We start from the raw sequence: 26,604 nt of genomic DNA on the forward strand, positions 1-26,604 counted from the left end.
ACCGACCAGAGGCCGCGGCACCGGTGTGTGCGGGCGACAGGCCGGAACCGCTGGGGCAGAACCCTGGCAGAGGTGGGCGCTCACCCCGCCCGTGTGAGGGGTCTGCCGTGCTCGACGTGCCGTTCTGGCTCTGGGCGGCCTTCGCTGTCACCGTGGTCGTGTCCCTCACCGTGGACCTGCTTGCGCACCGGGACACGCATGTCATCGGGTTCAAGGAAGCCGCCGCCTGGAGCGCGGTGTGGGTCGGCCTCGCCCTCGTCTTCGGCGCGATCGTCTTCCTGGTCCTGGGCGCGACACCAGGCGTCGACTACACCACCGCGTGGCTGCTGGAGAAGAGCCTGTCGGTCGACAATCTGTTCGTCTTCGCGCTGATTTTCGCCTACTTCAAGGTGCCGCGCGCCTACCAACACCGTGTGCTGTTCTTCGGCGTCATCGGCGCACTGGTGTTCCGGGGCATCTTCCTGGCCGCCGGAGTGGCCCTGGTCAACCGGTTCACCGCAGTGCTGTTCGCCTTCGCCGCTGTCCTCTTCTACAGCACGTACAAGATCCTCAAGGAGGAGGAAGGCAGTTTCGACCCGGGCAGCAGCATCGCCGTGCGGCTGCTGCGCAAGGTCGTGCCGGTTCGGGACGAGTACGCCGGGATGAAGTTCTTCGTGAAGGAAGCCGGCAAGCGCGTCGCCACCCCACTGCTTGCCGTTGTCGCGGCGATCGAGGCAGCTGATCTGATCTTCGCGCTGGACAGCGTGCCGGCCGTACTCGCGGTCAGCGATGACGCCTTCATCGTCTACTCCAGCAACGCGTTCGCCATCCTCGGACTGCGGGCGCTGTACTTCCTGCTCGCCGGGCTGCTGGACCGGTTCCATCACCTCAGCAAGGGCATCGCGCTCATCCTCTTCTTCATCGGCGTGAAACTGATCCTCCAGGCGTCCCACAAGCTGTTCAGCAGCAGCATTCCGGAGATCCCGTCGCCCATCAGTCTGGCGGTGATCGTCACGATCCTGGCCGCGTCCGTCCTGTTGAGCATCCGGCGCCCCGGCTCGGCCACCACACAGAAGACACAGAAGACACAGAAGACACGGCATTCGGGCGACGACGACTGACGTGGAACGGTGACCTCGCTGCGGTACGACCTGGCCCGAACACCGTGCCCGCAGAAGCGCCGCCATATCATCGGCCGGTGACCGGCAACCTTGAGTCCTTCCAGGACGAGCTGGCCGCCAGCGGGTTTCCGCGGCTGGTCAACAGACTGGCCGGGGCCGATTTCCGGGGCGGGATCGCCACCCGTGACCTCGGGCCGCTGCGGCTGGTCTCCCTCGACACACCCGCGAGCGCCTGCATCGGCAGGGAGCGCGACGCCTCCGACGGCGAGAACCTGGCGATCAAGGTGATGACCAGGGGCCGGACGCGGATCGAGCAGGGGCGCGGTGACGCCGAACTCGGGCCGACCGACCTGGTACTGCTCGATCCCACGCGTACGCTCCGGTTCGAGAGCACCGCCGCGGCGCACGTCACCATCCTGGTTCCGCGCACGGAGCTTCGGATCAGGCCCGCGCAGATCGACCGGCTCATCGGCGTACGCATCGACGGCAGCCACGGCCCGGGCGCGCTCGTCTCCGTGCTGGCCCGGGAGTCGGCGCGGTCGGCGACCGCGTTCCGCGAGGCGGAGGCGCTGCGGTCGGCGGCGGCTGTCGTCGAGCTGATCGCGGTCGCACTGGAGGCCCGGCTCGGCGACGAACAACCGGCCCCGGACGAGTGGCTGCGGAACCGGATCGCCGGCTACATCGAGGCCCGGCTGGCCGATCCCGAGCTGTCCCCGCCCGGCATCGCCGCCGCCCACCACATATCCGTACGCCGACTGCACAAGCTCTTCGAGGACCAGCCGCTCACCGTCGCGGCCCTGATCCGCCGGCGCCGCCTGGAGCGCTGCCGGGCCGAGCTGACCGGAAGCGGACGTACGGTCACGGTCACCGCTGTGGCCGCCCGGTGGGGATTCTCGGATCCCACCCATTTCAGCAAGCTCTTCAAGGCGACGTACGGCTACAACGCTCGCGCACTCGTAACCAGCAACCGTGCACGGACGACCAGGACGCGCACAGCCGGTCCGGAAAAGGATGGTGGTGACCAAGACAGGCAAGAGCAACCCAAGAGCAACAGGAGAAGTCGTGGCGAAGGTAAACATCGTCCGCCCCGGTGAGGGCGAGATCCTCGGCAGCGGGGCGCAGCAGATCCGCATCCTGGAAAACGGCGAACACACCGAACACCGGCTGGGGTTCGCCGAGGTCACCATCCCGCCGGGCACCCCGAGCCCGTTGCAGCACCGCCACGCCCAGCATGACGAGGGCTTCTATGTGCTGGCGGGAACCTTCCGATTCACCGTAGGCGAAGACCACTACGACGCCGGGCCGGGCACCTGGGTCATCGTGCCGACCGGGGCACCGCACACGTTCGCCAACGTCGGCGACGAGAACGCGGTCATGCTGAACACCTTCACGCCGGATCTGTATGTGCAGTACTTCCGCGACTTCAAGGCCATGATCGATTCCGGACAGCCGGTCAACGCCGAGACCATGCAACCGCTCTGGAAGAACTACGCCACGGAGATCTCGAACGAGTACGCCTCGTGAAGCGCGCGGATCGCTGAGTCCGGGTTCGAGCCACCACGCCCGGTCCGGATGAGGTTCTCGTCCGCGTCTCAGCGGCGCGCGCCGCCGTCGGCAGGGCGAACGTCGCTTGATCCGGACGTGGTACTGAACGAGATCCACACGTCAGGGGCCAGGTCGGGCCGGTTCGGCACCGGTCTGCGCTCCTCGGTCCAGGCGTCGCCGGCGATCTCTGTGGCGACACGACGCCAGAACCGCACCGCGCCCGGGTTGGCATCCTGGAACGCGATCTCCCACGGTCCCGGATGCCGAGCCACGATGTCCTGAGCAGCGTGCGTCCCCGTCCCCGCCCGTCGTGCCCCTCGCACCACGAAGAAGCTGTTCATCACGCGCGTCGGACCCAACAGACCGCGGACGAACGCGAACCCGACGGGCCGGTCACCGCTCGTCAGGAGATACGGTGCCCGATCGGGTTCGGAGAAGGCCATGTGGAGCCGTTCGTCTCGGAAGGATCCGTCAGGGTTGGGCAGGTCACCCTCCCACTCCGACATGTCATGTCGGAACATCAGCCACAGGCGTTCGGCTGTGGGCTTGTCGGCAAGGTCTGCGCGGCGCAAGGCGATGTCTGGCACGAGACTCCGTGGTGAGGGCTCCGTGGTGAAGGTGGTCGACTTCAGCACGAGGCAATCTGCTTCCGGGCATGAAAAAGCCTCCCTGGGGGATACCAACTCCTCACCAGGAAGGCGAGTTACTCAAGGTGAATCTAGCAGGCAAGTGCGCCGGAGGGTGCCCCGATCGGACGTGTGCTGTGGTGGCTGCATCGGCCGCTTCATTCCTCGGTTGCTCCGCAGATGGCATGGAGAAATCAAGCACAGCGGCGAACACGCAGGTCATACAGTCCTTGCGGTACTCGATTACGGACCTGCCCACGAGGAGTGACGACCTGAATGCCGCACACGACGACGCCTGACGGGGTGGATATCGCCTATCAGATCCGAGGGGAGGGGGAGCCGCTGGTTCTGCTGGCGGGCCAGGCGAACAACCATCACTGGTGGGACGGTGTGCGTGACGACTTCCACGCCGGCCGCAGCACCATCACGCTCGACTACCGCGGAACGGGTGAGAGCGACAAGCCCGACAAGCCTTACAGCACCGAGGACTTCGCTCTGGACGTGATCGCGGTGCTCGACGACCTCGGTGTCGACCAGGCCGACGTCTACGGGACGTCCATGGGCGGACGCGTGGCCCAGCAGCTCGCGGCCCGCCATCCGGACCGGGTGCGTGCCCTGGTTCTCGGTTGCACGTCGCCGGGCGGTCCGCACGGCGTCGAACGCGACGACGCCGTACGCACGTCGCTGGCGCAGGCCCAACCGGGCGCGGCCCGACAGGCACTGCTGGAACTGATGTACACCCCGGCCTGGCTTGCGGCCCACCCGGGCCCGTACCGGACGCTCGGCGACCCGGGCATGCCCGCCCACGCCCGGCGTCGCCACCTGGTGGCGAGCAACCAGCACGACGCGTGGCAGCTCCTCCCCGATATCGACGCACCCACCTTGGTCGTCCACGGGAGCGACGACCTGCTCAACCCGGCAGTGAACGCCTCCCTGATCGCGAACCGGATCCCCGGCGCCCGGCTGCACATGATCCCCGGAGCACGGCACGCCTACTTCGAGGAGTGCCGCGCCGTCGCAAGCCCACTCGTCCTGGACTTCCTCACCACGGTGCCGTAGGTCACCGTCCGGCTCCTGAGGTCACCCTGAGGTCACTGCGGGCGATACCTCGACGGGCAGGGGCAAGGGCAGGCGGCTGAGCGCGGTCCGGTACTCCGTGACGATGCGCGTGACGATGTCAGCGGCGGGAAGGACCGTGTCGACGAGCCCCGCCGACTGGCCGGCTTCCACCTTGCCGTCGCGTATCCGGCCATGCAGGGCGGCGTCCTTGAGACTGGCGGCCTGGAACTCCTCACGTCGTACGTCGAGTCCGGCGGCGGACTCCTCCAGGTCCTGCATGCGCCTGGTGAAGTCGTTTTCGACGGCGCGGATGAGCCCGAGGCCACGGCCGACGGTGCGGGTGTCCTCCACACCGGCGGCGAGAACCGCAGCTTTGTAGCCGGGGTGCACGGTGGCCTCCTCGCTGGCGAGGAAGCGGGTGCCGAACTGGGCGGCGCCGGCGCCCAGGGCCAGCATCGCGGCCAGCCCGGCCCCGTCGGCCACGCCGCCGGAGGCGATCACCGGGAGCTCCGGAACAGCTGACACCACGGCCCGTACGAGCACTTGTGTGGTCACCATGGCGGGCGGCGGGTGTCCGCCGGCCTCCGCACCGACGACGACCAGGCCGTCGACTCCCGCGTCGGCCGCCTTGCGGGCATGTTCGACACCTGCCACCACATGCAGGCAGATGGTGCCGACGTCGTGGAAACGCTCCAGATAGCGGCGCGGACCGCCCTGGGAAGCGATCAGTACCGGTGGGCGCCTGGAGAGGAGCAGGTCGATGGTGTCGTCGGCACCCGCGCGGTGGAGCGGCAGGTTGACCGCCCAGGGCTGGTCGGTGCCGTCGGCGGTTTCGTCGAGTACACGGGCGAGGTCACGCAGCCGCATGGGCCCCGCGGCGACGACTCCGAGCCCGCCGGCCCGGCTGACCGCGACGGGCAGCGCGGAACTCGACGAGGCCCAGGACATGCCCGCCTGGATCACCGGGAGGCGCACCCCGAGCAGGCGGGTCACCGGAGTGGGGATGCTCGTCATGCCGACACCTCTGCGTCCTGCTGGGCGAGGAGAGTACGGGCGTGCGCGGCGAGCCGGTTCTTCTGCACCTTGGAGCTGGCGGTCATACCGATGCCTTCGAAGCCCTCGACGATGCGCAGATGCCTGGGCACCTTGAAGCCCGCCATCCGGGTGCGTGCCCAGGCGATCAGATCGTCCCCGGTGGTGCCGGGTTCGGTCAGGACGACGAAGGCGAACGGCACCTCGACCAGTCGTTCGTCGGGGACCCCGACCACGACGGCCTGGCGGACGTGCGGATGACGGTGGAGTGTGTCCTCCACATCGGCCGGTGCGACGTTCTCGCCGCCGACCCGGATGATGTCCTTGGTACGGCCCATGAAGTGCAGCCGCCCGGTGGCATCGAGCGCGCCGACGTCACCGGTGGTCAGCCAGCCCTCGGAGTCGATGGCGGCTGCCGTCGCCTCGGGTGCGTCGAGGTAGCCCTGCATGACGTTCCAGCCGCGTACGAGAATCGAGCCCGCCTCATCCGGGGCGCAGTCCCTGGTTCCGTCCGCGGCGCGGATACGGACCTCGACGCCGGGTTCGACCAGCATCGCGCCGGACGCCCGGACCGCGTCATCCTCCCACCAACAGGACTGGGCGACGTTCGGTGAGGCTTCGGACAGCCCGTAGCCGGCCACGCACTCGACCGCACCCAACTCGTCGATCACCCTTCGGATGACGGTGGGCGAGGCCGCGACCCATGCGCCGCGCAGGTGGAGCGTACGCAGCGCCCGGTCGGGGTGGTTGAGCAGCATCAGGGCGATGGTGTCGTTGCCGGAGAAGTGCGTGCACCGCTCACTCTCCAGGAGACGGAGCGCCTCGGCCGGTTCGAATTTCGGCATCGTCACGAGGGTGGCGGCCTGCTGGACGGACGCCAGGACGGAGAGGGTGCTCCCGGCCACATGGAAGAAGGGCCGGGCGCTGTGGAAGCGGTCCCCGGGGCGCAGACCGAGACGCGCGCCGGAGAAGAACGCGTCGGCGCACATGCTGCGCTGTGTGAGCAGCACGCCTTTGGGCCGGGAAGTGGTGCCCGAGGTGTACTGGACAAGCAGGATGTCGTCCGGAGCGCCGGTCGCGGGGACCTCGCCGGGGGTGGCTTCGGACAGGAACCGCGACCAGGACATCGCCCAGCCGGGCGCTTCCTCCGCGCACACCACGACACGCCTCAGGTCGGGCAGACGGTCACCGGTGGCGCTGCCGTCCCGGCCGAGGCCGAGTTCGTCCAGGACGGTCAGGAAGTCGACGCGCAGCACCCGGTCGGCGACGAACAGAGTCGAGACCTTCGCGTGTACGAGGGTGTGCTCCACCTCGTCCGCGGTGTACCGGGTGTTGACGGGCACCGTCACCGCGCCGACCGAGCCCAGGGCCACGAACAGGGCGACCCAGCGGGGCCCGTTGCCCAGGCACAGGCCGACGCGATCGCCCCGGCCGATGCCCGCGGCGGCGAGAGCGGCCCGGATCCGGGCGACCTCCGCGGCGAGCGCGGCGTAGGTGATGCGCTCCTCGGCGGTGACAACGGCCTCGACGTCGGGAGCGAGCAGAGCGGCGCGCTCCAGCGCCTCGTGGGCGGTCAGCGGGCATACCGGCCTGAGATTCATCGCTGCTCCACATCGGTGGTCACGGAGTGGTCGGTGCCGCGGCGGGCGAACCGGTCGACGCCGTCGCGCCAGCCGCCGTCCGCCAGGCACTGTTCGATGGCGGCCATCTCGATTCTGATCCCGCGGTCGAGGTCGGTCTCGCTGCCGAGATCGACGGCTCGCTTGGTCAGCGCGATGGCCAGCGCCGGCGCCGTCGCGATGGTGGCCGCCACCTCCGTGCCGGTCTGTGCCAGCAGGTCGTCCGGTACGACCTGGGAGACGACACCCAGATCGAGGGCCTCGGCGGCGGGCATGGGCCGGTTCGTGAAGAGGAGTTCCTTCGCGCGGCGCTTGCCGATGGCCCGTTGCAGGCGCTGGGTGGCGCCGACCGTACCCCAGTGCGGCTCCGGGAAGCGAAAAGTGGTGCTCTCGGCTGCGACGGCGAAGTCGGCGGCCAGGGTGATCTCACCACCTGACCCCACGACCGCGCCGTGTACGAGGGCGATCACCGGGTGGCGGCACTGTTCGATCGCCTCGTAGGCGGCGAAGGAGGCGAGGCGCCGGCGGCGGACCCAGCCGGCGTCCCGGCCGTCCCGTTCCTTGAGGTCGGCCCCGGCGCAGAAGGCGGGTCCTCGGGCGGACAGGAGTACCACGCGGACGTCGTCGGCGGCATCGAGTTCCTCGAAGACGGTCCGCAGTTCCCCGCACATCGGCAGGTCGACGGCGTTACGGGCGTGCGGACGGGCCAGTTCGACATGGGCGATGCCGTCGGTGACCGCGCAGGTCACCCGGGGCGCGTCCGGGACGGGCGGCTCGGTGGACACGGTCATCTAGATCACTCCTGCGGCCCGCAGGCCCTCGATCGCGTGGTCGTCGAGCCCGGCGAACCGGGCGAGTACGGACTCGGTGTCGGCGCCCAGCAGTGGTGGGGTTCCCGCCGGCGCCGGCTCGCCACCGGTCTCCCGCAGCGGCGTACGCAGGGCCTTGAATGTGCCCTCCGTGGGGTGCTCGAAATCGGTGACCACGCCTCGTGCCCGTGCGTGCGGGTCGCTCAGTGCCTCACGTACTCCGCGTACCTCCCCGACCGGGACGTCGGCGGCGCGCAGTTCCTTGAGGAGCGGCTCGCGTTCCCGCCCGGCGACGGCCGCCCGCAGGGCGGTCATGACGCGGTCACGCTGGGCGACGCGTCCGGCGTTGTGCCGCAGCTCCGGGTCTGCCCCGAGGCCGGGCAGACCGAGCACGTCACACAGCGGCGCCCAGTGCTGGTCGCTTCCGCTGATGTGCAGCCACTCGCCGTCCGCGGCGCGGAAGGCGGCGGACGGGACCCGCCCCGGGTGCTGGGTGCCGGTGCGGACCGGGTCCTCGTCCAGGGCGAACAGGCGGGCGGCATTGAGGGCCTGGAGACTGAGCTGGACGTCCATCATGGAGACGTCGAAGTGCCGGCCGCGGCCGGTGGCACCTCGGCCGGCCAGGCCGGTGAGGGCGGCGATGGCGACCCAGAGCCCGGAGGTCATGTCCGCCACCGGGACACCCGCCTTGCTGGGCGGGCCCTCGGGCTCTCCGGTCATCGCCATGACCCCGGACAGTGCCTGGAAGACGGTGTCGTAGCCCTTGCGGCGGCGGTCGGGACCGCTCTGTCCGAAACCGGTGGCTGAAATGTACACCAGGGCGGGGTTGTCGGCGGAGAGGTCTTCGTATCCCAGCCCCAGCCGTTCCATGGCACCGGGAAGGAAATTCTCCACGATCACGTCGGCCCGGGCGGCCAGCCGTCGGGCGACCTCCTGGCCGCGTGGGTCCTTCAGATCCAGGGTGATCGAGTGCTTTCCGCGGTTGAAGGCGAAGAAGTAGGCGCTCTCGCCGTGCGGCAGGCGGGGTTCGAAGCCGCGGGTCTCGTCGCCGGCACCGGGCCGCTCGACCTTGATGACGGTGGCCCCCTGTTCGGCGAGGATCTGCGTGGCCATGGGGGCCGCGAGAACCCGGGAGAAATCGAGGACGGTGACGCCGTCGAGCGGACCGGGCGTGGTCGTGTGTGTCACCGGCGGAACCCCCGCATGAGTGCGTTGACGTCCTGGCCCACGCGCATCGCCGCTTCGGTCGGCAGATCCGCGACACGGTAGAACAGGTCCTTCGCCGCACGGAGAGCACGGGGTTCCACCGCGGCCCACCGCTCCGCCGTCTCCAGCGCGGAGTCGAGCACCTGGTCCGGCTCGACGACGCGGTTGGCCAAGCCGTGTTCCAGCGCTTCGGCTGCGGTCAGCAGCCGTCCCGTGCTGATCAGCTCGAACGCGAGTTTGCGGTTCAGGTGCCGCTGGAGCCCGGTCATCACCAGGGCCGGAACGATGGAGTGCTTCAGTTCGGGATAGCCGAACCTGAGGTCCGTGCCCACGACCGTCATATCGGCTCCGATGGCGAGGCCGGCACCTCCGCCCACCGCCGCACCCCGCACGGCGGAGACGACGGGCGTCCCCATCTGCTGCATCTGGGTCTGTACGCGTGCGGTGAGCGCCGCCCGCTCCAGCACGGCGTCCGGCTGGTCGGGGGTGAGAGCCGAGAACTCCGACAGGTCGGCGCCCGCGCAGAAGGCGCGGCCGGCGCCGGTGAGGACGACCGCACGCACCCCGTCGTCGTCCTCGGCCGCGGTCAGCGCGCTGCTCAGCGCCCGGGTGAGGGCCGTGTCCAGAGCGTTCAGTCTGTCGGGACGATGGAGGGTGAGAACACGGACGGGGCCGTGGTCATCGACGCGTAGTACGTCGGTGGTGGCACCCGCGTCGGCCGGCTGCCCGCTGGTCGTGACGGTCACGGAAGGTTCTCCTCGCTCGAGCGGTGGGAGGGGGGAGGGGGAAGGGGGTTCAGACAGTGGCGGCGGCGGCGGTGGCGGCGGTGGAGCGGTGGAAACCTGCGCGGGCCACCATGCTGTGCAACGGGCGACCCAGCGCCTCCTCGCAGGCCCGGGAGGCAGAGGCGAGCGCATCCAGGTCGATGCCGGTGTCCACGCCCATCGCGCTGAACAGGCTCACCAGGTCCTCGGTGCAGACGTTTCCGGTCAGGCCCGCTCCGTAGCCGATCTTCGACGGATGGCCGCCGACTCCTCCGATGGCACTGTCGAAGTGGCGGCAGCCGGCGTCGAGGGCGGCGACCGCGTTCGCGACAGCTGTCCCACGGGTGTTGTGGAAGTGTGAGACGACCGCGAGGCCGGGGTGCGCCCGCTCCAGACGCTTGAAGAGAGCGGTGACCGTCGGGGGAGTGGCGACCCCTGTGGTGTCTCCCAGCGTGACGGCGTCCGCGCCCAGGTCGACGAACCGGGCGACGTCCTCGGCGACGCGTCCGGGGTCGACGTGCCCCTCGAAGGGGCAGCCGAATGCCACGGACACCACGCCCACCAGCCGGAACCGGCCGTCGGCCAGGGCGACCATCTCCTCGACGCGCTGCCACTGTCGCATCCGGGAGGTGCGCAGGTTCTTTTCCGTGTGGCTCTCACTGGCCGATACCAGCAGGCTCAGTTCCTCGGCCCCCACACCGCGGTCGAGGTCTGCCAGAGCCCGTTCGACAGCGCGTGGGTTGGGGCACGTCGCCTTGAACGCCACCCCGGGGCGTCGGGTGACACCACCCAACACCTCGCCGGCATCGGCGAAGGCGGGCACCCACTTCGGATGGCTGTAGCTGGTCGCCTCGATGCGGCGGAAGCCCGCGGAGGCGAAGGCCTCCAGCAGATTGATTTTGGTAGTGGTAGGCACGAACGTGGGTTCGTGCTGCAGCCCGTCCCGGGCAAAACACTCGCAGACGGTGACCGTGTCGGTCATCGAGCCACCTCCTTGGGATGACTCGACAACACTTACCCGCCCTCTGTTGATAAAGTCAACAATCAGTTGTCGTCGAGGTGCTCCCGCTCCTGTCGTTCGAGGGACAGTGCCAGCTCGGCCAGTTTCTCCAGGGCGCGCTCCAGGGCGAGGGTCTCGTCCTCGGAGAGGGCCGCGGCGAAGGCGGCATCGCGTTCGTTCGCGGCGCGGATGAGCCCCCGGTACGCCTCGATACCGGAGTCGGTGAGGGCCAGCTGGCGGCTGCGGCCCGTGCTCTCGGTGCGCGTCACCAGGCCGCGTTCGACGAGGCCCCGCACGACGCGGCTCATCTGGGCCTTGTCCAGGCCGGCCCGTCTGGCCAGCCGGTTGAGCGTCAGGGTCGGATCGGCCGCGATGAGCGCGATCGACCGCCACTCGCCGAGGCTCACGTCGAACTCGCGACGGTATCTGAGCGCCGCGCTGCGCGACAGGGCCGACGAGGTCCGCGTGAGCCGGTAGGACAGTAGTTCGGAGATCGGCACCAGGTCTTGGCCGTCGTCACGTTTCACCATGGAGGCATGCTATCTCCGCCAAGGTGTTGACTTTATCAACTCAGGCGACGGAAACTCGCCCTGCCCGCCGCTCTCGGCGACATACCCCGACAAAGGAGTCGTACGTCGTGGCCGACCCCTCGACCTCCATCGAACCGCAGGACGCAGTCGACACCTCCGGAGTCGACCGCGCCGCGACCTATCGCACCATCGCCTGGCGCGTCATGCCGCTCCTGGTCATCTGCTACATCGTCAGCTTCGTGGACCGCACCAACATCGGAATCGCCCAACAGGGACTTGAGCGCGACCTCGGTTTCGACTCCGCCGTCTACGGTCTGGGCGTCACCCTGTTCTTCGTCGGGTTCATCCTCTTCGAGGTGCCCAGCAGCGCTCTGCTGGCCCGCCTCGGTGCCCGTAGGACACTTGTCCGCATCATGGTGTCCTGGGGTGTCGTCACCGTGGGCACCTCACTCGTCCACAACGAGATCACCTTCTACATCGCCAGGTTCCTCCTCGGCGTCGCGGAGGCCGGCTTCTTCCCCGGAGCCCTGTACTTCCTCTCGCGCTGGTTCCCCTCCGCGCGGCGTACGCGCATGACCGCCGTGTTCTTCGCCGGTGTCCCCGTATCCGGCGTCCTGGGCTCACTCATGTCGGGCGGCATCATGAAGGCCTTCGACGGCGGCACCGGCATCGCCGACTGGCAGTGGCTGTTCATCATCGAGGGAATCCCTCCCCTCCTGCTCGCCGGCGCCGTCCTGTTGTGGCTCGTCGACGATCCCGAGCAGGCGCGCTGGCTGACTCCCGCCCAGCGGGCAGCCGTCCGGGCGGACCTCGACGCGGACCAGCAGCGCAAGAAGGGTGAGCCGAAGACCGGAAAAGGACACGGAGGGCTGCTGCTCGCGTTGCGGGACCCCAAGGTGTGGATCATCGGCCTCTGTGCCTGCGGTGCTTACACGCTCGCCAACGCCGTTTCGTTCTGGACTCCGCGAATCATCGCAGAGGCAGGCGTGGGTGACGTCCTCGACCTGGGGTTCTTCTCCGCCCTGCCACCCCTGCTCGGCATCGTCGTGATGCTGATCGTCGGGCGGCACTCCGACCGCACCCTCGAACGCCGCTGGCACGCGGCCCTCAGCTGGACCGTCGCCGCTCTTGCCATGGTGGCGATCTCGGTCGCCGGAGACGATGTCGCCCTGGTCGTGGTCCTCCTCGCGGTCCTGGCAGCCGCCCATTACTCGGGCCTCACCGTCTTCTACTCGATCCCCTCCATCTACCTCGGTGAGCGTGCGGCAGCCACCGGGATAGCCCTTGTCACCTCCATGGGATCCTTCGCGGCGGCCGCGTCGCCGTCCCTGCTCGGGTTCATCCAGGGGCGCACCGGCAGCCTGTCACTCGGTCTGCAGATCAGCGCCGGAATCGTGCTGCTCGCAGTCGTCCTGCTGCTGGTCGGGGTCAAGGCGAAGGATCTGCGGGAACGGCGCCCGTCCTGATGTTCCGACTGATGTCCCGACTGATGTCCCGACTGATGTTCCGAAAGGGCGCGAGGACATGCGCGCGTACGGCGAACTGCGGCTGCCCCATGAGGGGGTCAGACCTGGCCGTATCCGCCGTCGACCTGGTAATCGGCGCCGTTGACATGGGAGGCCGCGTCCGAGGCGACGAAGGAGATGACGGCGGCGACCTCTTCCGCGGTACCGGCCCGGGTCATCGGTGTCCCGGTGCCCATCGTGGCGATGAGCGCCTCGCGCTCCTGGGCGGTGGCGGCCAGCTGCGCGATACCAGGCGTGTCCGTCGGGCCCGGGCTCACCACGTTCACCCGGATCCCGCGTGGGGTCAGCTCAAGGGCCCAGGTGCGGGCGAGGGCGCGGACCCCGGCCTTGGAGGCCGCGTAGAGACTCCGCCCGCGCGACGCCTTGTGCGCGGCCATCGAGCCGGTGAGGACGATGACGCCACCGTTCGCCAGCAGCGGCAGCGCCTTCTGCACGGTCATGACCGTGCCGGTGATGTTGACGTCGAAGACCGTCCTGATGACGTCCTCGGTGATGGTGCCCAGCGGTGCGGTCGCGATAGCCGCCGCGTTGACGATCAGCACGTCCAGCCGGCCGCTGCGCCGCTCCACCTGCGCGAAGAGCCGGTCGAGGTCGTCGGTCGAGCGCGAGTCGGCCCGCACCCCGATGACATCACCCGGTAGGTCCGCGGCCGCCGTCGTCACGGCGTCCAGGTCCCGTCCCGTGATGTAGACGGTGCCGCCCCCTTCGGCGATCTTCCGCGCGGTGACGTGGCCGATACCGGCACTGCCGCCCGTCACGACCGCGACCTTGTGGTGAAACGCGTTGCTCATGGAACTCGTCGTCCGTTCGTCCTGGTGATCGTTCCGAAGGGAACGTCCTGGGATACCCAGGCGGTGCGAGCCTGCGCCCTGTGCGGACACCGGTGCCAGGAGCCCGCTGATACGGGTACTGGCAGCACCAGGCCGACACCGTCCGGCTCTGGCACAGTGGACCTGTGCCGACCACCACGAACCGGACCGAACTACGGGAGTTCCTGCGCTCACGACGCGCGCGGGTCTCACCCGAGGACGTCGGCATCCTCCCCGGCCTCCGGCGGCGCACCCCAGGACTGCGCCGCGAGGAGGTCGCCCAGCTGGCCGGTGTCGGCATCACCTGGTACACGTGGCTGGAGCAGGGGCGGCCGATCAACGTCAGCTCCCAGGTGCTCGACGCGGTGGCCCGCACGCTGTCTCTGGATGCCGCCGAGCGCGACCACTTCTACCGTCTGGCCGAGGTCCCCCAGCCGCCGGTCACCAGCGATCCGCCGTCCGAACTCCCGGGCCACCTCGACACCGTCCTGGCAGCCCTGGACCCGTTGCCCGCCATGTTGGTCGACGCCCGTACCGACGTGCTGCGCTGGAACCGCGCATACGCGGCCCTGCACCCCGCTCTGGTCAGCGCCCCGCCCGGCAGGCGCAACACCCTCTGGCACCTTTTCGCGGCACCGGAGGGGCAGTACCGCATCGTCAACCGCGACGAGCAGGCGCCCGAGGCCGTGGCGGGGTTCCGCTATCGCTACAGCCAGAACGCGGGCGACCCGCGATGGCAGGACTTCGTCACCCGTCTGTGCGCCGCCAGCCCGCTGTTCTCCCGGCTCTGGGCCACGCACGACGTCGCTCCACCGCACCTGTGCGACAAGCGCTACGACATCACGGGAATCGGCGAAGTGAGCCTGCGTGCCACCGGCATGGAACTGACCGACTACCCCGGCGTCCGTCTCGTCGTCCAGACCCCCACCGACGGGTGCAGTCACGAGAACATCGACCGGCTGCTACGCCGGGCGACACGCCTGTGACTTCTGGGCCGGGGCCCGGGTACCGAGTGCCGATTCGTTGCGTGCAGGCGGCGTTCGTCAGCTGCCCGGCTGGTTCCCCGCCCATACCGTGGGGGTCAGACCCGACCACGGACTTGCCTGCTCCAGTTGTCCGGCGAGGCGGAAGAGCCGGCTTTCGAGGCCGTATCCGGCAGCGAACTGCATGCCGACCGGGAGCCCCGTCGCGGCGTCGGCGGTCATGGGCACGGACATGGCGGGCGTGCCTGCGACGTTGAACGGCATGGTGAACGGCGCCAGGTCATTGATGCGCTCGATCCAGCCGAGGCCGTCCAGTGCCTCTGCACCCTCGGTATGGGTGCCCAGGGGCAGGGGAGGCTCCGGCAGAGTCGGCGTGAGGAGGATGTCGTACGCGTCGAAGTACCGCGCCAGGCTTCGGGCCACCCGGTTCCGCATCGCGAGAGCGGTGAGGAATTGCGCACCGCCGACCCGCTGCCCGTAGTGGTAACCGGCGAGTGTCACCGGCTCGAGGGTCGAGGCGTCGACGGGACGGTCGAAGGCGTTGGCCAACCCGTCGACCAGGGTGGTGAGGTTCACCGCCAATAGCCGGGCATTGGCCAGGACGAACTCCTCCCAGTCGGCGCCGAGGCCGATCTCGGCCTCCGTCACCTGGTGGCCGAGGGATTCGAGCAACCGTACGGTGCGGGAGAGGGCGTCGGTCACCGGAGCGGTGGTGGGGCGCCCGCCCCACGCGCGGGCGAGGACACCGATGCGCAACGAGCCCGGATGACGGGTGACTTCCTCCGCGTACGGCCGTGACGGCTGCGGGGCGAAGTAGGGGTCGCCCGATTCCGGCCCGCGTATCTGGTCGAGCAGTACCGCACTGTCGCGTACGGTGCGGCTGACGCTGCCGTGCACGGCCAGGCCGTTGAAGACCTCGTCGACGTCGGGCCCCATGGACACCCGGCCACGGGTGGGCTTGATCCCGAAGAGGCCGTTGTAGGCGGCCGGGATACGGAGCGATCCGGCGGCGTCGGTGCCATGGGCGACCGGGACCACCCCGGCGGCGACAGCCGCGGCCGCGCCCCCACTTGATCCGCCCGCACTCCGCTCCAGGTCCCACGGGTTGCGGGTCGCGCCGTACAACGCGGATTCCGTCGAGATGCCGTACGCCATCTCCGGCGTCGCGGTGCGCCCGAACGTCACGAGGCCCGCGCGACGGAAGCGCAGCATCAGTGAGGAGTCGGCACCCGCGACGTTACCGGCCGCCAGGCGGCTGCCCAGCTCCATGCGCCTCCCGGCCATGGCCACCGCGATGTCCTTGATCAGAAACGGGACGCCGGCCAGTGGTGCGCTGCCGGGGACAGGCTCGTCGTCGGTCTGCCATGTCTCCACGACGGCGTTGATCTGCGGATCAACTGCCTGTACAGCCTTGCGCGCGGCTGCCTCCAGTTCGGCTGGGGACACCTCGCCCTTGGCCACCAGCTCCGCCAGCCCGACCGCGTCAAAGCTCACGTACTCAGAAACTCTCACTGTCACTCCCTGACAAGAACGATACCGCTTGGTGCTGGGCGATACCATACGGTATCGAAGAGGTCGGGCTGGTACCGTGAGGTGTGTGAACCCCACGATTGACCGGCCGGAGTGATGGAGCAGCGATGGCATCGACCCTCAGCAGGCCGAGCAGAGTGGCGAAGCTGCCACCTCGTGAGCGGATTCTCGACGCGGCCGAAGAACTCTTCCAGAAGGAAGGGATCCGGCAGGTGGGGGTCCAGGCGATCGCCGACAAGGCCGAGACCACCAAAATGGCGATCTACCGGCACTTCGAGACCAAGGACGCGCTGGTCGCCGAGTGGCTGCGGATCGTCGCCGCCGATTATCGGGCGGCCTTCGACCGTGTGGAAACCGAGTACCCCGGCCGGCCCGAGGAGCAGATTCTGGGCCTGGCCCGCTTCATCGCCGAGGGGCTGCCGACGATCTCGTACAGGGGCTGCCCGTTCATCAACTCCCTCGCGGAGCTGCCCGACCGCCTTCATCCGGCACGGCAGGTGATCGAGGAGCACAAGGCCGACCAGACCCGCAGGCTGATCGGCATGTGCACCGAAGCCGGGATGCCCGACCCGGGACAGGCCGCGGCCGAGATCACCTTCGTACTCGAAGGGGTGCAGGTCAGCACAGAGAACGGAAGCATCGATCGGACGGGAGACCGGCTGATGAAGATCGTCGAGGGAATCGTGGACCGGCACCGCTCACACGTCGGCGCACCCAGGGTGGCTGACTGACCGGTCAGCCATCGCCGACACCATGGGCAGCTCCGTCTCCGCCTGAAGCCACGCCCATTGACCCGACGGGTCGCACTCCAGGAACCCGGATGTGATCAGCGTGGGCGGGACGAGCAGCCCGGCGTCGACGGCTGCGGGAGCCCGGACGGTTTGAACTCCGCGTCCCCGATGCGGTGCGGATGGTTCACGTACAGGCAGGCGGGCAGCGAGGCGAGGACACCGCCGAGTCCGTAGCGGGCCTCAGCGACCGCGAACCTGGCGGTCTGCGCCTCCAGCCCCGGGAAGGTGACCCGGACGGCCGTCGGTAGGACAGCGGGCACACCGAGGCCAGGTCGGCGATCCGGCTCGGCGTAGACAGCGTGCCGCTCAGCCCGTTGCCCGCGATCGTCGATGTGCCATCCGTTCATGACCACCGTTCGAATGCGGCGTCGAGGCGGGTATCGGTGCGGACCCAGACTTCGCCGTCGGAGGACTCGGCCGGGGTGTCGACTCGGTCGATACCGAGAAATTCGATCAGCTTGAGCAGCTCGGCTCGTTCGGCTCGGTCATCGCCGGCATCGTGCGAGTCGAAGAACACGTAGTACTCGTCACTCGGATCCACGATGCCCGAATCCGCCCAGATCCGGGCGACTTCTTCGATGGCTGCGGCTTCGGTCGTGATCGTGTCGGCGCGGGTGGCACCGCGAGTCTCCGGCGACGCGTCGAGATCCGCGAGGTCCGAGAACCACTGGCCGAAGCGGTCGAGGCCGGCACATCCCTTCTCGAAGAACAGCATCGTGCTCGGCAGGTAGCGGTTGGCCCTGCCGACTCGGAGGTATTCCGACCGCGGCTGCTGCGACGTCTCGATCCGGGCGATCACACCTTGACCGGGCATGAGCACCAGCCTCTGGCGCGCCGGTTCGTCCTCGATCGTGTAGATGTCGGAGTCGCGACTCCCGAAGAACGCGGAGAACGCTTCGTACGCCTCCTGAGGGTCGCTCACGGAGACCTGCTGGTCGTTGCCGTCACCGGCGGCGAAGACGAACTGCTTTGGTCCGGGGTGGTACGGGCGAGCCACGTGCGTCCTCCTGCTGTAAGTATGACAACCGCACCAGCGTAGCCGCGTCCGAGCCGCTCACCGTGTGGCGTCCTGTCCTGGCGTGGCCGCCGGGCGGTGCTCGGAGAGCCAGGTGTGGATGGCGAGGGCGGCTGTACGGGAATGGTCCTCCAGCACGGTGAAGTGGTCACCGGGCACGGTGATCTCGGAGTGCGGCAGGCCCCATGGCTCGGCCGCCTCGATGCCGGGCAGGCGGTCCGCGGCCCGTACGAACAGGGTGGGGGCGGCAACGGCCGTGGGCTTCCAGCCGGCGAAGAGCGCCAGGTAGTGCGCCATCGCGGTGAGCCGGCCGGTGTCGGCCGAGGCGAACTGCGCGGCGTTGTCCAGCATGCCCGCGGTCATCGCCGAGAGTGCGGGGCTGTCGCCACTGCCGCCGCCGGGACCGCTCTCCTCGCCCGGATAGGTGTCGATGAGGACGACGGCGGACGGAATCATGCCCGCGCTCTCAAGCTCCTCGGCGACTGCGTGCGCCACCCATCCACCGGCCGAGCGCCCCAGCAGGACGAACGGCTCGTCGCCCGCGCACGCGCGCACGGCAGCAGCCTGCGCCGCCACGAAGGTGGCCAGCGTGGCGGGCAGCCGTTCCTGTGGCAGGAACCCCGGGTTCGGCACCACCGAAACCGGGCGCTTGCCCTGGAGGCCCGGCCCGAAGCGGGCGTACTCGTGAGGCCCTGACAGCGTGCTGAAGGCGGGGAAGCAGATCAGGCGTGGCCCGGAACCCCCTGTCGCGAGGGTGACGGCCGAGGGCGCTGAGCCGGGGACCTCGGCGGCATCGAACACCTCACGGAAACGTGCCGCGATCGTCAGGAGAACCATCCCGTCCCACGCCTTGCCACGAGCGCATGCCGTACGGAAGAGCGCGGACAAGGAATCGGCGTCCCTGCTCTCCGGGGCCGGGGTCCCTCCCACCGCGCTGTCCGGCTGCCGGGGCGGGACACCACCCGGAGCCACGTCGGCCGATGCCGGACCTGCGGTGCCTGGAGTGGCCGAGGGGCCGGGTGCTTCGAGGGCCTCCAGGGACCAGCGTTCCTCCAGGTGGGCGGCGACCCCACGCGGCGTCGGGTAGTCGAACAGGAGCGTGGCCGGCAGGGCAAGCCCCGTCAGCGACGCTAGCCGATTACGGAGTTCGACCGCGGCCAGTGAGTCGAGGCCCAACTCCGCCAGCGCGCGGTCCGCCTCGACCGCGCCACCGTCAACTCCGTGGCCGAGTGCCAGGGCGGCCTCCGCGCGGACCCGCGAGAGGAGCAGAGCACCTCGTTCGCCCGGGGGCACGGCCGCCAGCTGTCGGCGCAGGGAGTCCTCGTCCTCGGTGCCGGGCCCCGTGAGCGAGACGGAAGACCTCCTCCGTTCGGGCTCCCTGCCCGGTACGCGGGAGAGTGGCGCCGTAGGTCCCCCGAAGGCCCGGGGCGCGGACTGGTCGAGACGGGCGGCCACGACGGCAGCGTCCTGCCCCTCGATCGCGGTGTCGAAGAGCGCGAGGCCCTCCTCGGTCCGCAGCGGGACGAAACCGGAACGGGTCATCCGGCGCAGGTCCGCGGCCCGGAGCCCGGCCGTCATCCCGCCGCTCTGCTGCCACGGCCCCCAGGCGAGTGAGGTGCCGGGCAGCCCGAGCGCCCTGCGGTGCTGTGCCAGCGCGTCCAGGAACGAGTTCGCCGCCGCGTAGTTGCCCTGGCCGCCGGAGCCGAACACCCCGGCCACCGACGAGAACAGGGCGAACACCGCGAGGTCGCTGTCCCGGGTCAACTCGTGCAGGGCGAGGCCCGCGTCCACCTTCGGCCGCAGGACGCGGTCGAGCCGTTCCTCGGTGAGCGCCGGGACGACGCCGTCGTCCAGCACCCCGGCGGTGTGCACCACACCGGTCAACGGGTGTGCCCCCGGCACGCTCGCGAGCAGAGCGGCGAGGGAAGTCGGGTCGGCGACATCGCACGCCGCCACCGTCACCTCCGCGCCTCGCTCGGTGAGTTCCGCGCGCAGTTCGGCGGCTCCGGGCGCATCGGCTCCCCGCCGCCCCACGAGCAGCAGGTGACGCACTCCGTGCGCGACCACGAGATGCCGGGCGAATGCCATGCCCAAGGAGCCCGAGCCCCCGGTCACCAGGACGGTCCCGTCCGGGTCCAGGTGACGGGACGCACCATCGGCCGTTGCCGGTGCGGTTGTTGTGGGAGTCGCAGCGTGGGGTGGTACGCGGACCAGTCTCGGTACGTACGTGGCACCGTGGCGTACGGCCGTCTGTGGCTCCGAGTTCGTCAGGACTCCGGCCAAGGCGGCCGTGGACGCGGGATGGCCGTCGATGTCGATCAACGAGAAGCGGCCCGGGTTCTCTGTCTGGGCCGAGCGGAGCAGCCCCCGGACGGGCGCGTGGACGAGAGCGGCGTCGCTGTCGAGAGTGTTTCCGTCCGGCTCCACTCCGACGGTGACGGCTCCCGAAGTGAGGATGACGAGACGCGAGTTGGCGAGACGGTCCTCGGCGAGCCAGCCCTGGACGAGCCTCAGCGCCCAGCTTGCCGCACGGTGTGCGGCCGAAGCGCGATCCGCTCCGTCCGCTCCGTCCGCTCCGTCCGCTCCGTCCTCTCTGTCTGCTCCGGTGAGCGGAGGACAGGCGACCACGACGGCCGGGGCGTCGGCTGCCGCCGATGCCGGATCCGCGTAGACCGTCGACAGGAATCCCGACTGCCGGAGTGTCTCGGTCAGTTGGGCGCCTGGATCGCCCAGGAGCCCGCACCGAGGTGGCTCCGCCGGCGTCGGGGCGGCGGGATCCGGCAGACGTGTCCAGTCCAGGCGGAACAGACAGTCGCGCGGTGCGCGTACGCCGCCCCACTGCTCGCGGGACAGCGGCCGCAGTGCGAGTGCGCGCACCGTGGCCACGGGAGCTCCGGCCCTGTCGGTCAGCTCCAGCCGGGCCGTGTTCCCCTCTGCCCAGGACACCCGCACGCGCAGTGTGCGGGCGCCGGACGCGTACAGCCGCACACCGCTCCAGGCGAACGGGAGCGACAGCACCGCCCCGGCTCCGCCCGCGCCCGCGTCCGGGCGGCGGTGACCCAGCGTCAGGGTGTGCAGCGCAGCGTCCAGCAGAGCCGGGTGCAGGATGAACCGGGCGGCGTTTGCGCGTTCCTCTTCCGGGAGTTCGACCTCGGCGAGCAGCTCGTCACCCAGGCGCCAGGCTGCCCGCAGGCCCTGGAAGGCCGCTCCGTAACGGAGTCCGCCCTGTGCGAGTTCCTCGTAGAGACCGCTGCCTGCCTCGGCGGCGAGCGGGAGCGGTACGGCGCTCGCCGGAGGCCACGGGGACGGCGCGTCCACGGAAGTCCGTACGTGCGAAGGGTCGGAGTCCGCTGGGCTCAGGACGCCGGAGGCATGGCGGGTCCAAGGACCCTCGCCACCCTCGCCGTATCCGGGGGCGTGCGTCCGTGCGTGGAACACCACGGTGCGGCGCCCGTCCGTGTCCGCTCGCGCCACCTTCACCTGGAGCTCGGCCGTCTCGTCGAGGGTCAGCACGAGCGGTGCCGTCAGCGTCAGTTCCTCCAGCAGGGAGGCTCCCGCCAGGTCCCCGGCGTGGATCGCCATGTCGACGAAGGCCGTCGCCGGTAGAAGCACCGTGTCCAGCACCGAGTGGTCGGCGAGCCAGGGTTGGTCACGCAGGGACAGCCGGCCCCTCAGCAGCAGACCGTCGTCGTCAGCCGTCGTCGTCGCCTCCCGCAGGAACGGGTGGGACGCGGCGTCGGGCTCCGCCGCCGAACCGGACGGGTCGGCCTCCAGCCAGTACCGCTCACGCTGGAACGCGTACGTGGGCAGCGCCGTGCGCCGTGCGCCGCGCCCGGCGAAGAACGCGTGCCAGTCCACCTCCACACCGTGGGCGTGGAGGGCGGCCACAGTGGTGAGAAGCGCGTCGGCCTCCGGCCGTGGGCCGCGCAGTGTCGGGACGACCAGGAGTGCGGGGCCGTCTCCGCCGTCGTCGGACGCGCCCGCCGCCATCTCATCCTCGACCGGGCGGCGGCCGGAGGAGAGGACATCGCGTGTCAGGCCGGCGAGCACACTGTCCGGGCCGAGTTCCACGAAGTGTGCGGCCCCCTGCTCCCGCAGGTATCGCACCGAGTCGGCGAACCGGACCGGTCGGCGTACGTGGTCGGTCCAGTACCGGGGCGAGCAGATCTCCTCGACGGTTGCTGGTCTGCCCGCCACGGCGGTGACCAGGGGAATCCTTGGAGCGGAGTAGCTGATTCCGTGCGCGACCCGGCCGAAGGCTTCGAGCATGGGTTCCATACGCGCCGAGTGGAAGGCGTGGCTCACCCGCAGACGGGTGGTCGCGCGCCCCTGTTCGCGCCAGTGTGCGACGACCTCCAGTACCGCGGGCTCGTCCCCGGAGACCACCACCACGGATCGCCCGTTCACGGCTGCGATGTCAACGCCCCGCACCTCGTGCGCCCCGGCCGCGAGGTACGCGGTCATCTCGCTTTCGTCAGCCTGTACGGAGGCCATCGCCCCACCGCTGGGCAGTGTGTCCATCAGACGGCCGCGTGCCGCCACCAAGGTGCAGGCGTCCGCGAGGGACAGCACCCCCGCGACGTGTGCCGCCGCCAGTTCGCCGACCGAGTGTCCTGCGACCATGTCCGGGCGTACGCCCCAGGACTCCAGCAGCCGGAACAGGGACACTTCCAGAGCGAAGAGCGCGGGCTGCGTGAACCGCGTCGTGTGCAGGAGCCCGTCCGTCCGCGAGCCCCCGGAGCCATCGGCGGCGTCAGTGCTCTCGGCGGCGAAGACCACGTCCCGTAGTGGCTCCGGGAGAAGCGGGTCCATCAGCGCACAGATCTCGTCGAAGGAACGCGCGTAGGCGGGATGGGTCTCGTACAGACCCCGGCCCATACAGGCTCGTTGGCTGCCCTGGCCGGTGAACATGAAGGCGACCGGGCCCGCAGGACGAGGGCCGCCCGTGCTCAGGCCCGGCCGGTAGCGGCCTTCGGCCACCGCGTCGAGCGAGGCGAGCAGTTCTGCGCGGTCACCGGCCACCGGTACCGCGCGGTACTCGAAACGGGCACGGGTCGTGGCCAGGGAGAAGGCGAGGTCCACGAGGTCCGCCAGGTCTGCGTCGGGACGCCCGCTCACGTGGGCATGCAGCCGTCGGGCCTGTGCGCGCAGCGCCGGTGCGCTCCTCGCCGAGACGAGGAACGGCACGGCTGTCACCGGTGCCGGCTCGGTCGTCACCGGGAACGGTTCTGCCGGCACCGTGACCGCTGTCGGCGGGTCGGCCGGGGCCCCGTTCTCCGGGTGGACCAAGGCCCCGGGCTGCTCCACGGGCGCCTGCTCGATCACCACATGCGCGTTGGTCCCGCTGATCCCGAAGGACGACACGCCCGCCCGCCGGGGACGCCCGGTCCGGGGCCAGGGCACCGAACGGGTGAGCAGCGACACCGCGCCCGACGACCAGTCAACGCCGGGGTTCGGCTCCTCGGCGTGCAGCGTACGCGGCAGTACGCCGTGTGCCATGGCCTGGATCATCTTCATCATGGCGGCCATACCCGCCGCCGCCTGCGTGTGCCCGATGTTGGACTTGACCGAGCCGAGCCACAGCGGGTGTTCCCGCGAACCGGCCTGCCCGAAGGTCTCCAGGAACGCCTTCGCCTCGATGACGTCGCCCAGGCGGGTGCCCGTGCCGTGCGCCTCCACCGCGTCGATCTCCGCGGGGGCCAGGCGCGCGTCCGCCAGAGCCTGACGGATCACCCGTTGCTGCGCCGGGCCGTGCGGTGCGGTCAGGCCGTTGCTGGCGCCGTCCTGGTTCACCGCGGAACCGCGCACCACGGCCAGGACCGGGTAGCCGGCTCGTCGGGCCTCCGACAGCCGGGTCAGCAGCAGCATTCCCGCGCCTTCGGCCCAACCCGTGCCGTCAGCCCCCGCCCCGAACGCCTTGCAGCGGCCGTCGGGGGCGAGGGCCCGCTGCCTGCTGAACTCGACGAAGGAGCGGGGTGCCGTCATCACGGTGGCGCCTCCGGCGAGCGCGAGCGAGCACTCGCCCCCGCGTAACGCCTGGGCCGCCAGGTGCAGGGCCACCAGTGACGACGAGCACGCCGTGTCCACGGTGACAGCAGGCCCCTCCAGGCCCAGTGTGTAGGCGATGCGGCCGGAGGCGACGCTTCCCGCGTTGCCGATGCCGAGGTAGCCCTCCACCCGTTCGGGTGTGCGGGCGAGACGGCCGGCGTAGTCGCTGTACATGAGTCCGGCGTACACACCGGTGGGCGTGGAGCGCACCGTGCTGGGATCGATCCCCGCGTGTTCGAAGGCCTCCCAGGCGACTTCGAGCAGCAACCGGTGCTGCGGGTCCATGGCCAGCGCCTCGCGGGGCGAGATCCCGAAGAAGGCCGGGTCGAAGCGGTCCACACCGGTCAGGAAGCCTCCCTCACGTACGTAGGTACGGCCTGACCGCCCGGGTTCAGGGTCGTACAGCCCGTCCACGTCCCACCCCCGGTCGGTGGGGAAGGGCGTGATGGCGTCGATACCGTCGTCGACGAGCCGCCACAGATCCTCGGGGGCCTTCACACCGCCGGGGAAGCGGCACGCCATGGCGATGATGACCACGGGGTCCTCGTCGGTGCCTGCCGCTTCCGGACGGCTGGGCGTGGCAGCCGCCGTTCCGCCAGTGAGCCGCGCCCGAAGATGCGCGGCGAGCTCGGCCGTGGTGGGGAAGTCGAAGGGCGCGGCCTCGGACAGCGGGAGACCGGTCGCCGCCGACAGCCGGTCGCACAGCACCGTCGACGTCAACGAGTCCAGCCCCAGGTCACGGAACGCGGTGCCCTGCTCGACCTCGTCCACGGCGCAGCCGAGCACGGCGGCGACCTCGGTCCGCACCAGAGCCGTCAGGTCCACTGCCGGCGCACCGGTCGGTGTGGGGGCCCCGGTGGGGGCCCCGGGCGGCAGACGGCGTGCGGACAGGTCTGCGAGCGCGTACCGCCTGATCTTGCCCGATGCGGTGCGCGGGATCGTGTCCACCTCGTAGAGGGCGGCAGGCACCTTGAACGGTGAGAGATGTTCCCGGCACGCGGCGAGGATCTCCCTCGTGTCCAGGACTCCGTCGTCCGCCGGGACCAGATAGGCGGCCGGGATCTCACCGACCGCGTCATCCGGAAGGCCGGCGACGGCGGCATCCTGGATTCCCGGCAGCGCCAGCAGTACCGCCTCCACCTCGGAGGGGTGGATGTTCTTCCCGGCCCGGATGATCAGCTCGCTTGCGCGGCCGGTGAGGGTGATTTCACCGGCCGCGTCGATTCGGGCCAGGTCGCCGGTGCGGTACCACCCGTCGCGCAGCACCTCGGCGGTGTCGTCGGGCCGTTGGTGGTACCCGGCCATGACACCGGGCCCGGAGACCCACAACTCGCCCTCGCCCTCGCCCGTGGCTTCGGCACCGGATCCGTCGCCGATACGTGCCCGCATGCCCGGCAGTACACGGCCGCAGGAGCCGGCCACCCGGGCGGCACCGGGCGCCGTCATGGTGACGGGCCCCGCCTCGGTGCTTCCGTAGTGTTCGAGGAACGGAACCCGGCACACGTCCTCGAACTCCCGCTGGAAAGCGGGAGCCGCGGCCGCGCCCCCGCTGACGCAGCCACGCAGCGCGGGTGCCCCCAGCCCGCCGTCACCCACCGCGTCGAGGAGCTTGGCGTACGTCGCCGGGACACCGGCCAGCAGCGTGAACCGAGCGTCCGTCCGGCGTAGTTCACCCAGTACGTCCGTCACGGAGAACCGCGGCAGGAGCACGGCGGATGCGCCGGTCGCGGTCACCCCGAGTACGCACAGGACCTGCCCCATGGCGTGGTGAAGAGGGAGGGGCCAGAGGAGGAGGTCGTCAGCCGTCAGGCCGAGAACGGTGACGAGGCCGGACGCCACCGAAGACAGCCGGCTGCGCTGGGTGGACAGCACGCCCTTGGGCCGGCCGGTCGACCCGGAGGTGTAGAGGAGCCAGGCCACTTCGTCGAGCCCGAGATCATCCGGAGCCTGCACGGGCGGCTCGGTGGCGACCAGGGGCGCGTAGCGGAACATGCCCGCCTCGTCGGCCGGTCCGCCACTCGCCCCCGCCGCGGGGGATCCACCTTGCGCTCCGTCATCCTGGACGAGCACCACGCTCAGCCGAGGGCGGTTCGGCAGTAATGGCAGCAACTGACCCAGCGAGGACTGGTCGGTGAAGACGACCCGGGCTCCGCTGTCGTCCAGCAGATACGCCAACTCGGCGCCGGTGCTCCGCGGATCCATCGGCACACCGACCGCGCCCGCCCTCACGACCGCGAGCACGCTCTCGACGGCCTCCACCCGGCTGCCCAGAAGAATCGCCACTCGCTCGCCGTGGCGCAGACCGAGGTTGACGAGATGCCCCGCGAGCCGGCCGGTTCGCAGCTCCAGCTCCCCGTAGGTCACACCGCAACGGCCGTCCTGGAAGGCGGTCTTGGTACCGAGGCGCCGGGCATGCTCGCGGAGCAGATCCGACAGAGGACGCAGGGCGGGCATGTGCGCTGTCACCGAAATGAACGCCTTCTCTGGATTGCGAGAGTTGCCGGTTTTCAGGATAGGCGAACCGCGCCCGGGAGGGGTGATGGTTCGCCTGAGGTCCTCCTCGTACGGGCCTGGCTACTCGGACGAGGGGCCCGCGCCCGCCGCGCGCAGCC

Annotated in this window: 19 protein-coding genes and 1 pseudogene; 7 read left to right on the top strand and 13 right to left on the bottom strand. The window is 70.2% G+C overall.

Annotated elements, in window-relative coordinates; all coding sequences use genetic code 11:
• The first annotated feature begins 107 nt into the window (after window positions 1-107).
• The 3 genes from OG623_RS31520 (at window position 108) to OG623_RS31530 (ending at window position 2,624) form a co-directional block, all read left to right on the top strand.
• Complete coding sequence (locus OG623_RS31520; protein WP_406150994.1) at window positions 108-1,100, top strand: TerC family protein; 993 nt, start codon at window positions 108-110, stop codon at window positions 1,098-1,100.
• A 77-nt stretch (window positions 1,101-1,177) separates the two neighbouring features.
• Window positions 1,178-2,194, top strand: coding sequence for a helix-turn-helix domain-containing protein (locus OG623_RS31525; protein WP_406150995.1), 1,017 nt, complete (start codon window positions 1,178-1,180; stop codon window positions 2,192-2,194).
• The gene (locus tag OG623_RS31530) at window positions 2,163-2,624 is read left to right on the top strand and encodes a cupin domain-containing protein (RefSeq protein WP_406150996.1); all 462 of its coding nucleotides are present in this window, start codon (window positions 2,163-2,165) and stop codon (window positions 2,622-2,624) included. Before OG623_RS31525 ends, OG623_RS31530 begins: the two co-directional genes overlap by 32 nt.
• Window positions 2,625-2,692: 68 nt before the next feature.
• Here OG623_RS31530 and OG623_RS31535 read toward each other — a convergent pair whose 3' ends face one another.
• A complete protein-coding gene (locus tag OG623_RS31535; protein ID WP_406152091.1) occupies window positions 2,693-3,232 on the bottom strand; it encodes a GNAT family N-acetyltransferase in 540 nt (179 codons plus the stop codon).
• A gap of 315 nt (window positions 3,233-3,547) precedes the next feature.
• Between OG623_RS31535 and OG623_RS31540 the strand changes: the two genes are divergently transcribed.
• Window positions 3,548-4,330 (top strand): alpha/beta fold hydrolase, encoded by a 783-nt coding sequence (locus tag OG623_RS31540; RefSeq protein WP_406150997.1) that lies wholly within the window; start codon window positions 3,548-3,550, stop codon window positions 4,328-4,330.
• A 21-nt stretch (window positions 4,331-4,351) separates the two neighbouring features.
• Here OG623_RS31540 and OG623_RS31545 read toward each other — a convergent pair whose 3' ends face one another.
• From OG623_RS31545 to OG623_RS31575, 7 genes are all read right to left on the bottom strand, one after another.
• Window positions 4,352-5,344 carry an NAD(P)H-dependent flavin oxidoreductase gene (locus tag OG623_RS31545; protein ID WP_406150998.1) on the bottom strand — a complete coding sequence of 331 codons (993 nt, stop codon included), beginning with the start codon at window positions 5,342-5,344 and terminating at the stop codon, window positions 4,352-4,354.
• Window positions 5,341-6,963, bottom strand: a complete 1,623-nt coding sequence (locus tag OG623_RS31550) for an AMP-binding protein (protein WP_406150999.1) — start codon at window positions 6,961-6,963, stop codon at window positions 5,341-5,343. The genes OG623_RS31545 and OG623_RS31550 overlap by 4 nt, the downstream gene beginning before the upstream one ends.
• Window positions 6,960-7,772 (bottom strand): enoyl-CoA hydratase/isomerase family protein, encoded by an 813-nt coding sequence (locus tag OG623_RS31555; protein WP_406151000.1) that lies wholly within the window; start codon window positions 7,770-7,772, stop codon window positions 6,960-6,962. Before OG623_RS31555 ends, OG623_RS31550 begins: the two co-directional genes overlap by 4 nt.
• A complete protein-coding gene (locus OG623_RS31560) occupies window positions 7,773-8,978 on the bottom strand; it encodes a CaiB/BaiF CoA transferase family protein (RefSeq protein ID WP_406151001.1) in 1,206 nt (401 codons plus the stop codon).
• Complete coding sequence (locus OG623_RS31565; protein ID WP_406151002.1) at window positions 8,975-9,742, bottom strand: enoyl-CoA hydratase/isomerase family protein; 768 nt, start codon at window positions 9,740-9,742, stop codon at window positions 8,975-8,977. Before OG623_RS31565 ends, OG623_RS31560 begins: the two co-directional genes overlap by 4 nt.
• 49 nt (window positions 9,743-9,791) lie before the next feature.
• Entirely contained in the window at window positions 9,792-10,742 is a 951-nt protein-coding gene (locus OG623_RS31570; RefSeq protein ID WP_406151003.1) for a hydroxymethylglutaryl-CoA lyase, read from the bottom strand.
• A 62-nt stretch (window positions 10,743-10,804) separates the two neighbouring features.
• Window positions 10,805-11,290, bottom strand: coding sequence for a MarR family winged helix-turn-helix transcriptional regulator (locus OG623_RS31575; RefSeq protein ID WP_406151004.1), 486 nt, complete (start codon window positions 11,288-11,290; stop codon window positions 10,805-10,807).
• Between the two features lie 107 nt (window positions 11,291-11,397).
• On the opposite strand from OG623_RS31575, the gene OG623_RS31580 reads away from it, so the two are divergent.
• On the top strand, window positions 11,398-12,756 hold the full coding sequence (locus tag OG623_RS31580) for an MFS transporter (RefSeq protein ID WP_406151005.1): 1,359 nt from the start codon (window positions 11,398-11,400) through the stop codon (window positions 12,754-12,756).
• A 98-nt stretch (window positions 12,757-12,854) separates the two neighbouring features.
• On the opposite strand, the gene OG623_RS31585 is transcribed toward OG623_RS31580, so the two are convergent.
• A complete protein-coding gene (locus OG623_RS31585) occupies window positions 12,855-13,607 on the bottom strand; it encodes an SDR family NAD(P)-dependent oxidoreductase (protein WP_406151006.1) in 753 nt (250 codons plus the stop codon).
• A 164-nt stretch (window positions 13,608-13,771) separates the two neighbouring features.
• Between OG623_RS31585 and OG623_RS31590 the strand changes: the two genes are divergently transcribed.
• Window positions 13,772-14,611 (top strand): helix-turn-helix transcriptional regulator, encoded by an 840-nt coding sequence (locus OG623_RS31590; protein WP_406151007.1) that lies wholly within the window; start codon window positions 13,772-13,774, stop codon window positions 14,609-14,611.
• 57 nt (window positions 14,612-14,668) lie between these two features.
• Here the strand turns inward: OG623_RS31590 and OG623_RS31595 are convergent, their stop codons facing one another.
• A complete protein-coding gene (locus OG623_RS31595) occupies window positions 14,669-16,120 on the bottom strand; it encodes an amidase (protein ID WP_406151008.1) in 1,452 nt (483 codons plus the stop codon).
• A 125-nt stretch (window positions 16,121-16,245) separates the two neighbouring features.
• Here OG623_RS31595 and OG623_RS31600 point away from each other — a divergent pair, with 125 nt between their 5' ends.
• On the top strand, window positions 16,246-16,869 hold the full coding sequence (locus OG623_RS31600; protein ID WP_406151009.1) for a TetR/AcrR family transcriptional regulator: 624 nt from the start codon (window positions 16,246-16,248) through the stop codon (window positions 16,867-16,869).
• Window positions 16,870-16,956: 87 nt separating this feature from the next.
• On the opposite strand, the pseudogene OG623_RS31605 reads toward OG623_RS31600, so the two are convergent.
• The 3 genes and pseudogenes from OG623_RS31605 to OG623_RS31615 form a co-directional block, all read right to left on the bottom strand.
• Window positions 16,957-17,254, bottom strand: a pseudogene (locus tag OG623_RS31605) (ATP-grasp ribosomal peptide maturase); the annotation flags it as partial.
• Window positions 17,255-17,272: 18 nt separating this feature from the next.
• Window positions 17,273-17,926 carry a DUF6357 family protein gene (locus tag OG623_RS31610; protein ID WP_406151010.1) on the bottom strand — a complete coding sequence of 218 codons (654 nt, stop codon included), beginning with the start codon at window positions 17,924-17,926 and terminating at the stop codon, window positions 17,273-17,275.
• A 57-nt stretch (window positions 17,927-17,983) separates the two neighbouring features.
• Complete coding sequence (locus OG623_RS31615; RefSeq protein WP_406151011.1) at window positions 17,984-26,458, bottom strand: type I polyketide synthase; 8,475 nt, start codon at window positions 26,456-26,458, stop codon at window positions 17,984-17,986.
• Window positions 26,459-26,604 lie beyond the last annotated feature (146 nt).

Source organism: Streptomyces sp. NBC_01012, assembly GCF_045162755.1.
GTDB lineage: Bacteria > Actinomycetota > Actinomycetes > Streptomycetales > Streptomycetaceae > Streptomyces.

Bases quoted from the DNA above. Each gene is read 5' to 3' on its own strand.
- OG623_RS31540 (WP_406150997.1), top strand. From the start codon at position 3,548: ATGCCGCACACGACGACGCCTGACGGGGTGGATATCGCCTATCAGATC.
- OG623_RS31545 (WP_406150998.1), bottom strand. From the start codon at position 5,344: ATGACGAGCATCCCCACTCCGGTGACCCGCCTGCTCGGGGTGCGCCTC.
- OG623_RS31550 (WP_406150999.1), bottom strand. From the start codon at position 6,963: ATGAATCTCAGGCCGGTATGCCCGCTGACCGCCCACGAGGCGCTGGAG.
- OG623_RS31555 (WP_406151000.1), bottom strand. From the start codon at position 7,772: ATGACCGTGTCCACCGAGCCGCCCGTCCCGGACGCGCCCCGGGTGACC.
- OG623_RS31570 (WP_406151003.1), bottom strand. From the start codon at position 10,742: ATGACCGACACGGTCACCGTCTGCGAGTGTTTTGCCCGGGACGGGCTG.
- OG623_RS31575 (WP_406151004.1), bottom strand. From the start codon at position 11,290: ATGGTGAAACGTGACGACGGCCAAGACCTGGTGCCGATCTCCGAACTA.
- OG623_RS31585 (WP_406151006.1), bottom strand. From the start codon at position 13,607: ATGAGCAACGCGTTTCACCACAAGGTCGCGGTCGTGACGGGCGGCAGT.
- OG623_RS31600 (WP_406151009.1), top strand. From the start codon at position 16,246: ATGGCATCGACCCTCAGCAGGCCGAGCAGAGTGGCGAAGCTGCCACCT.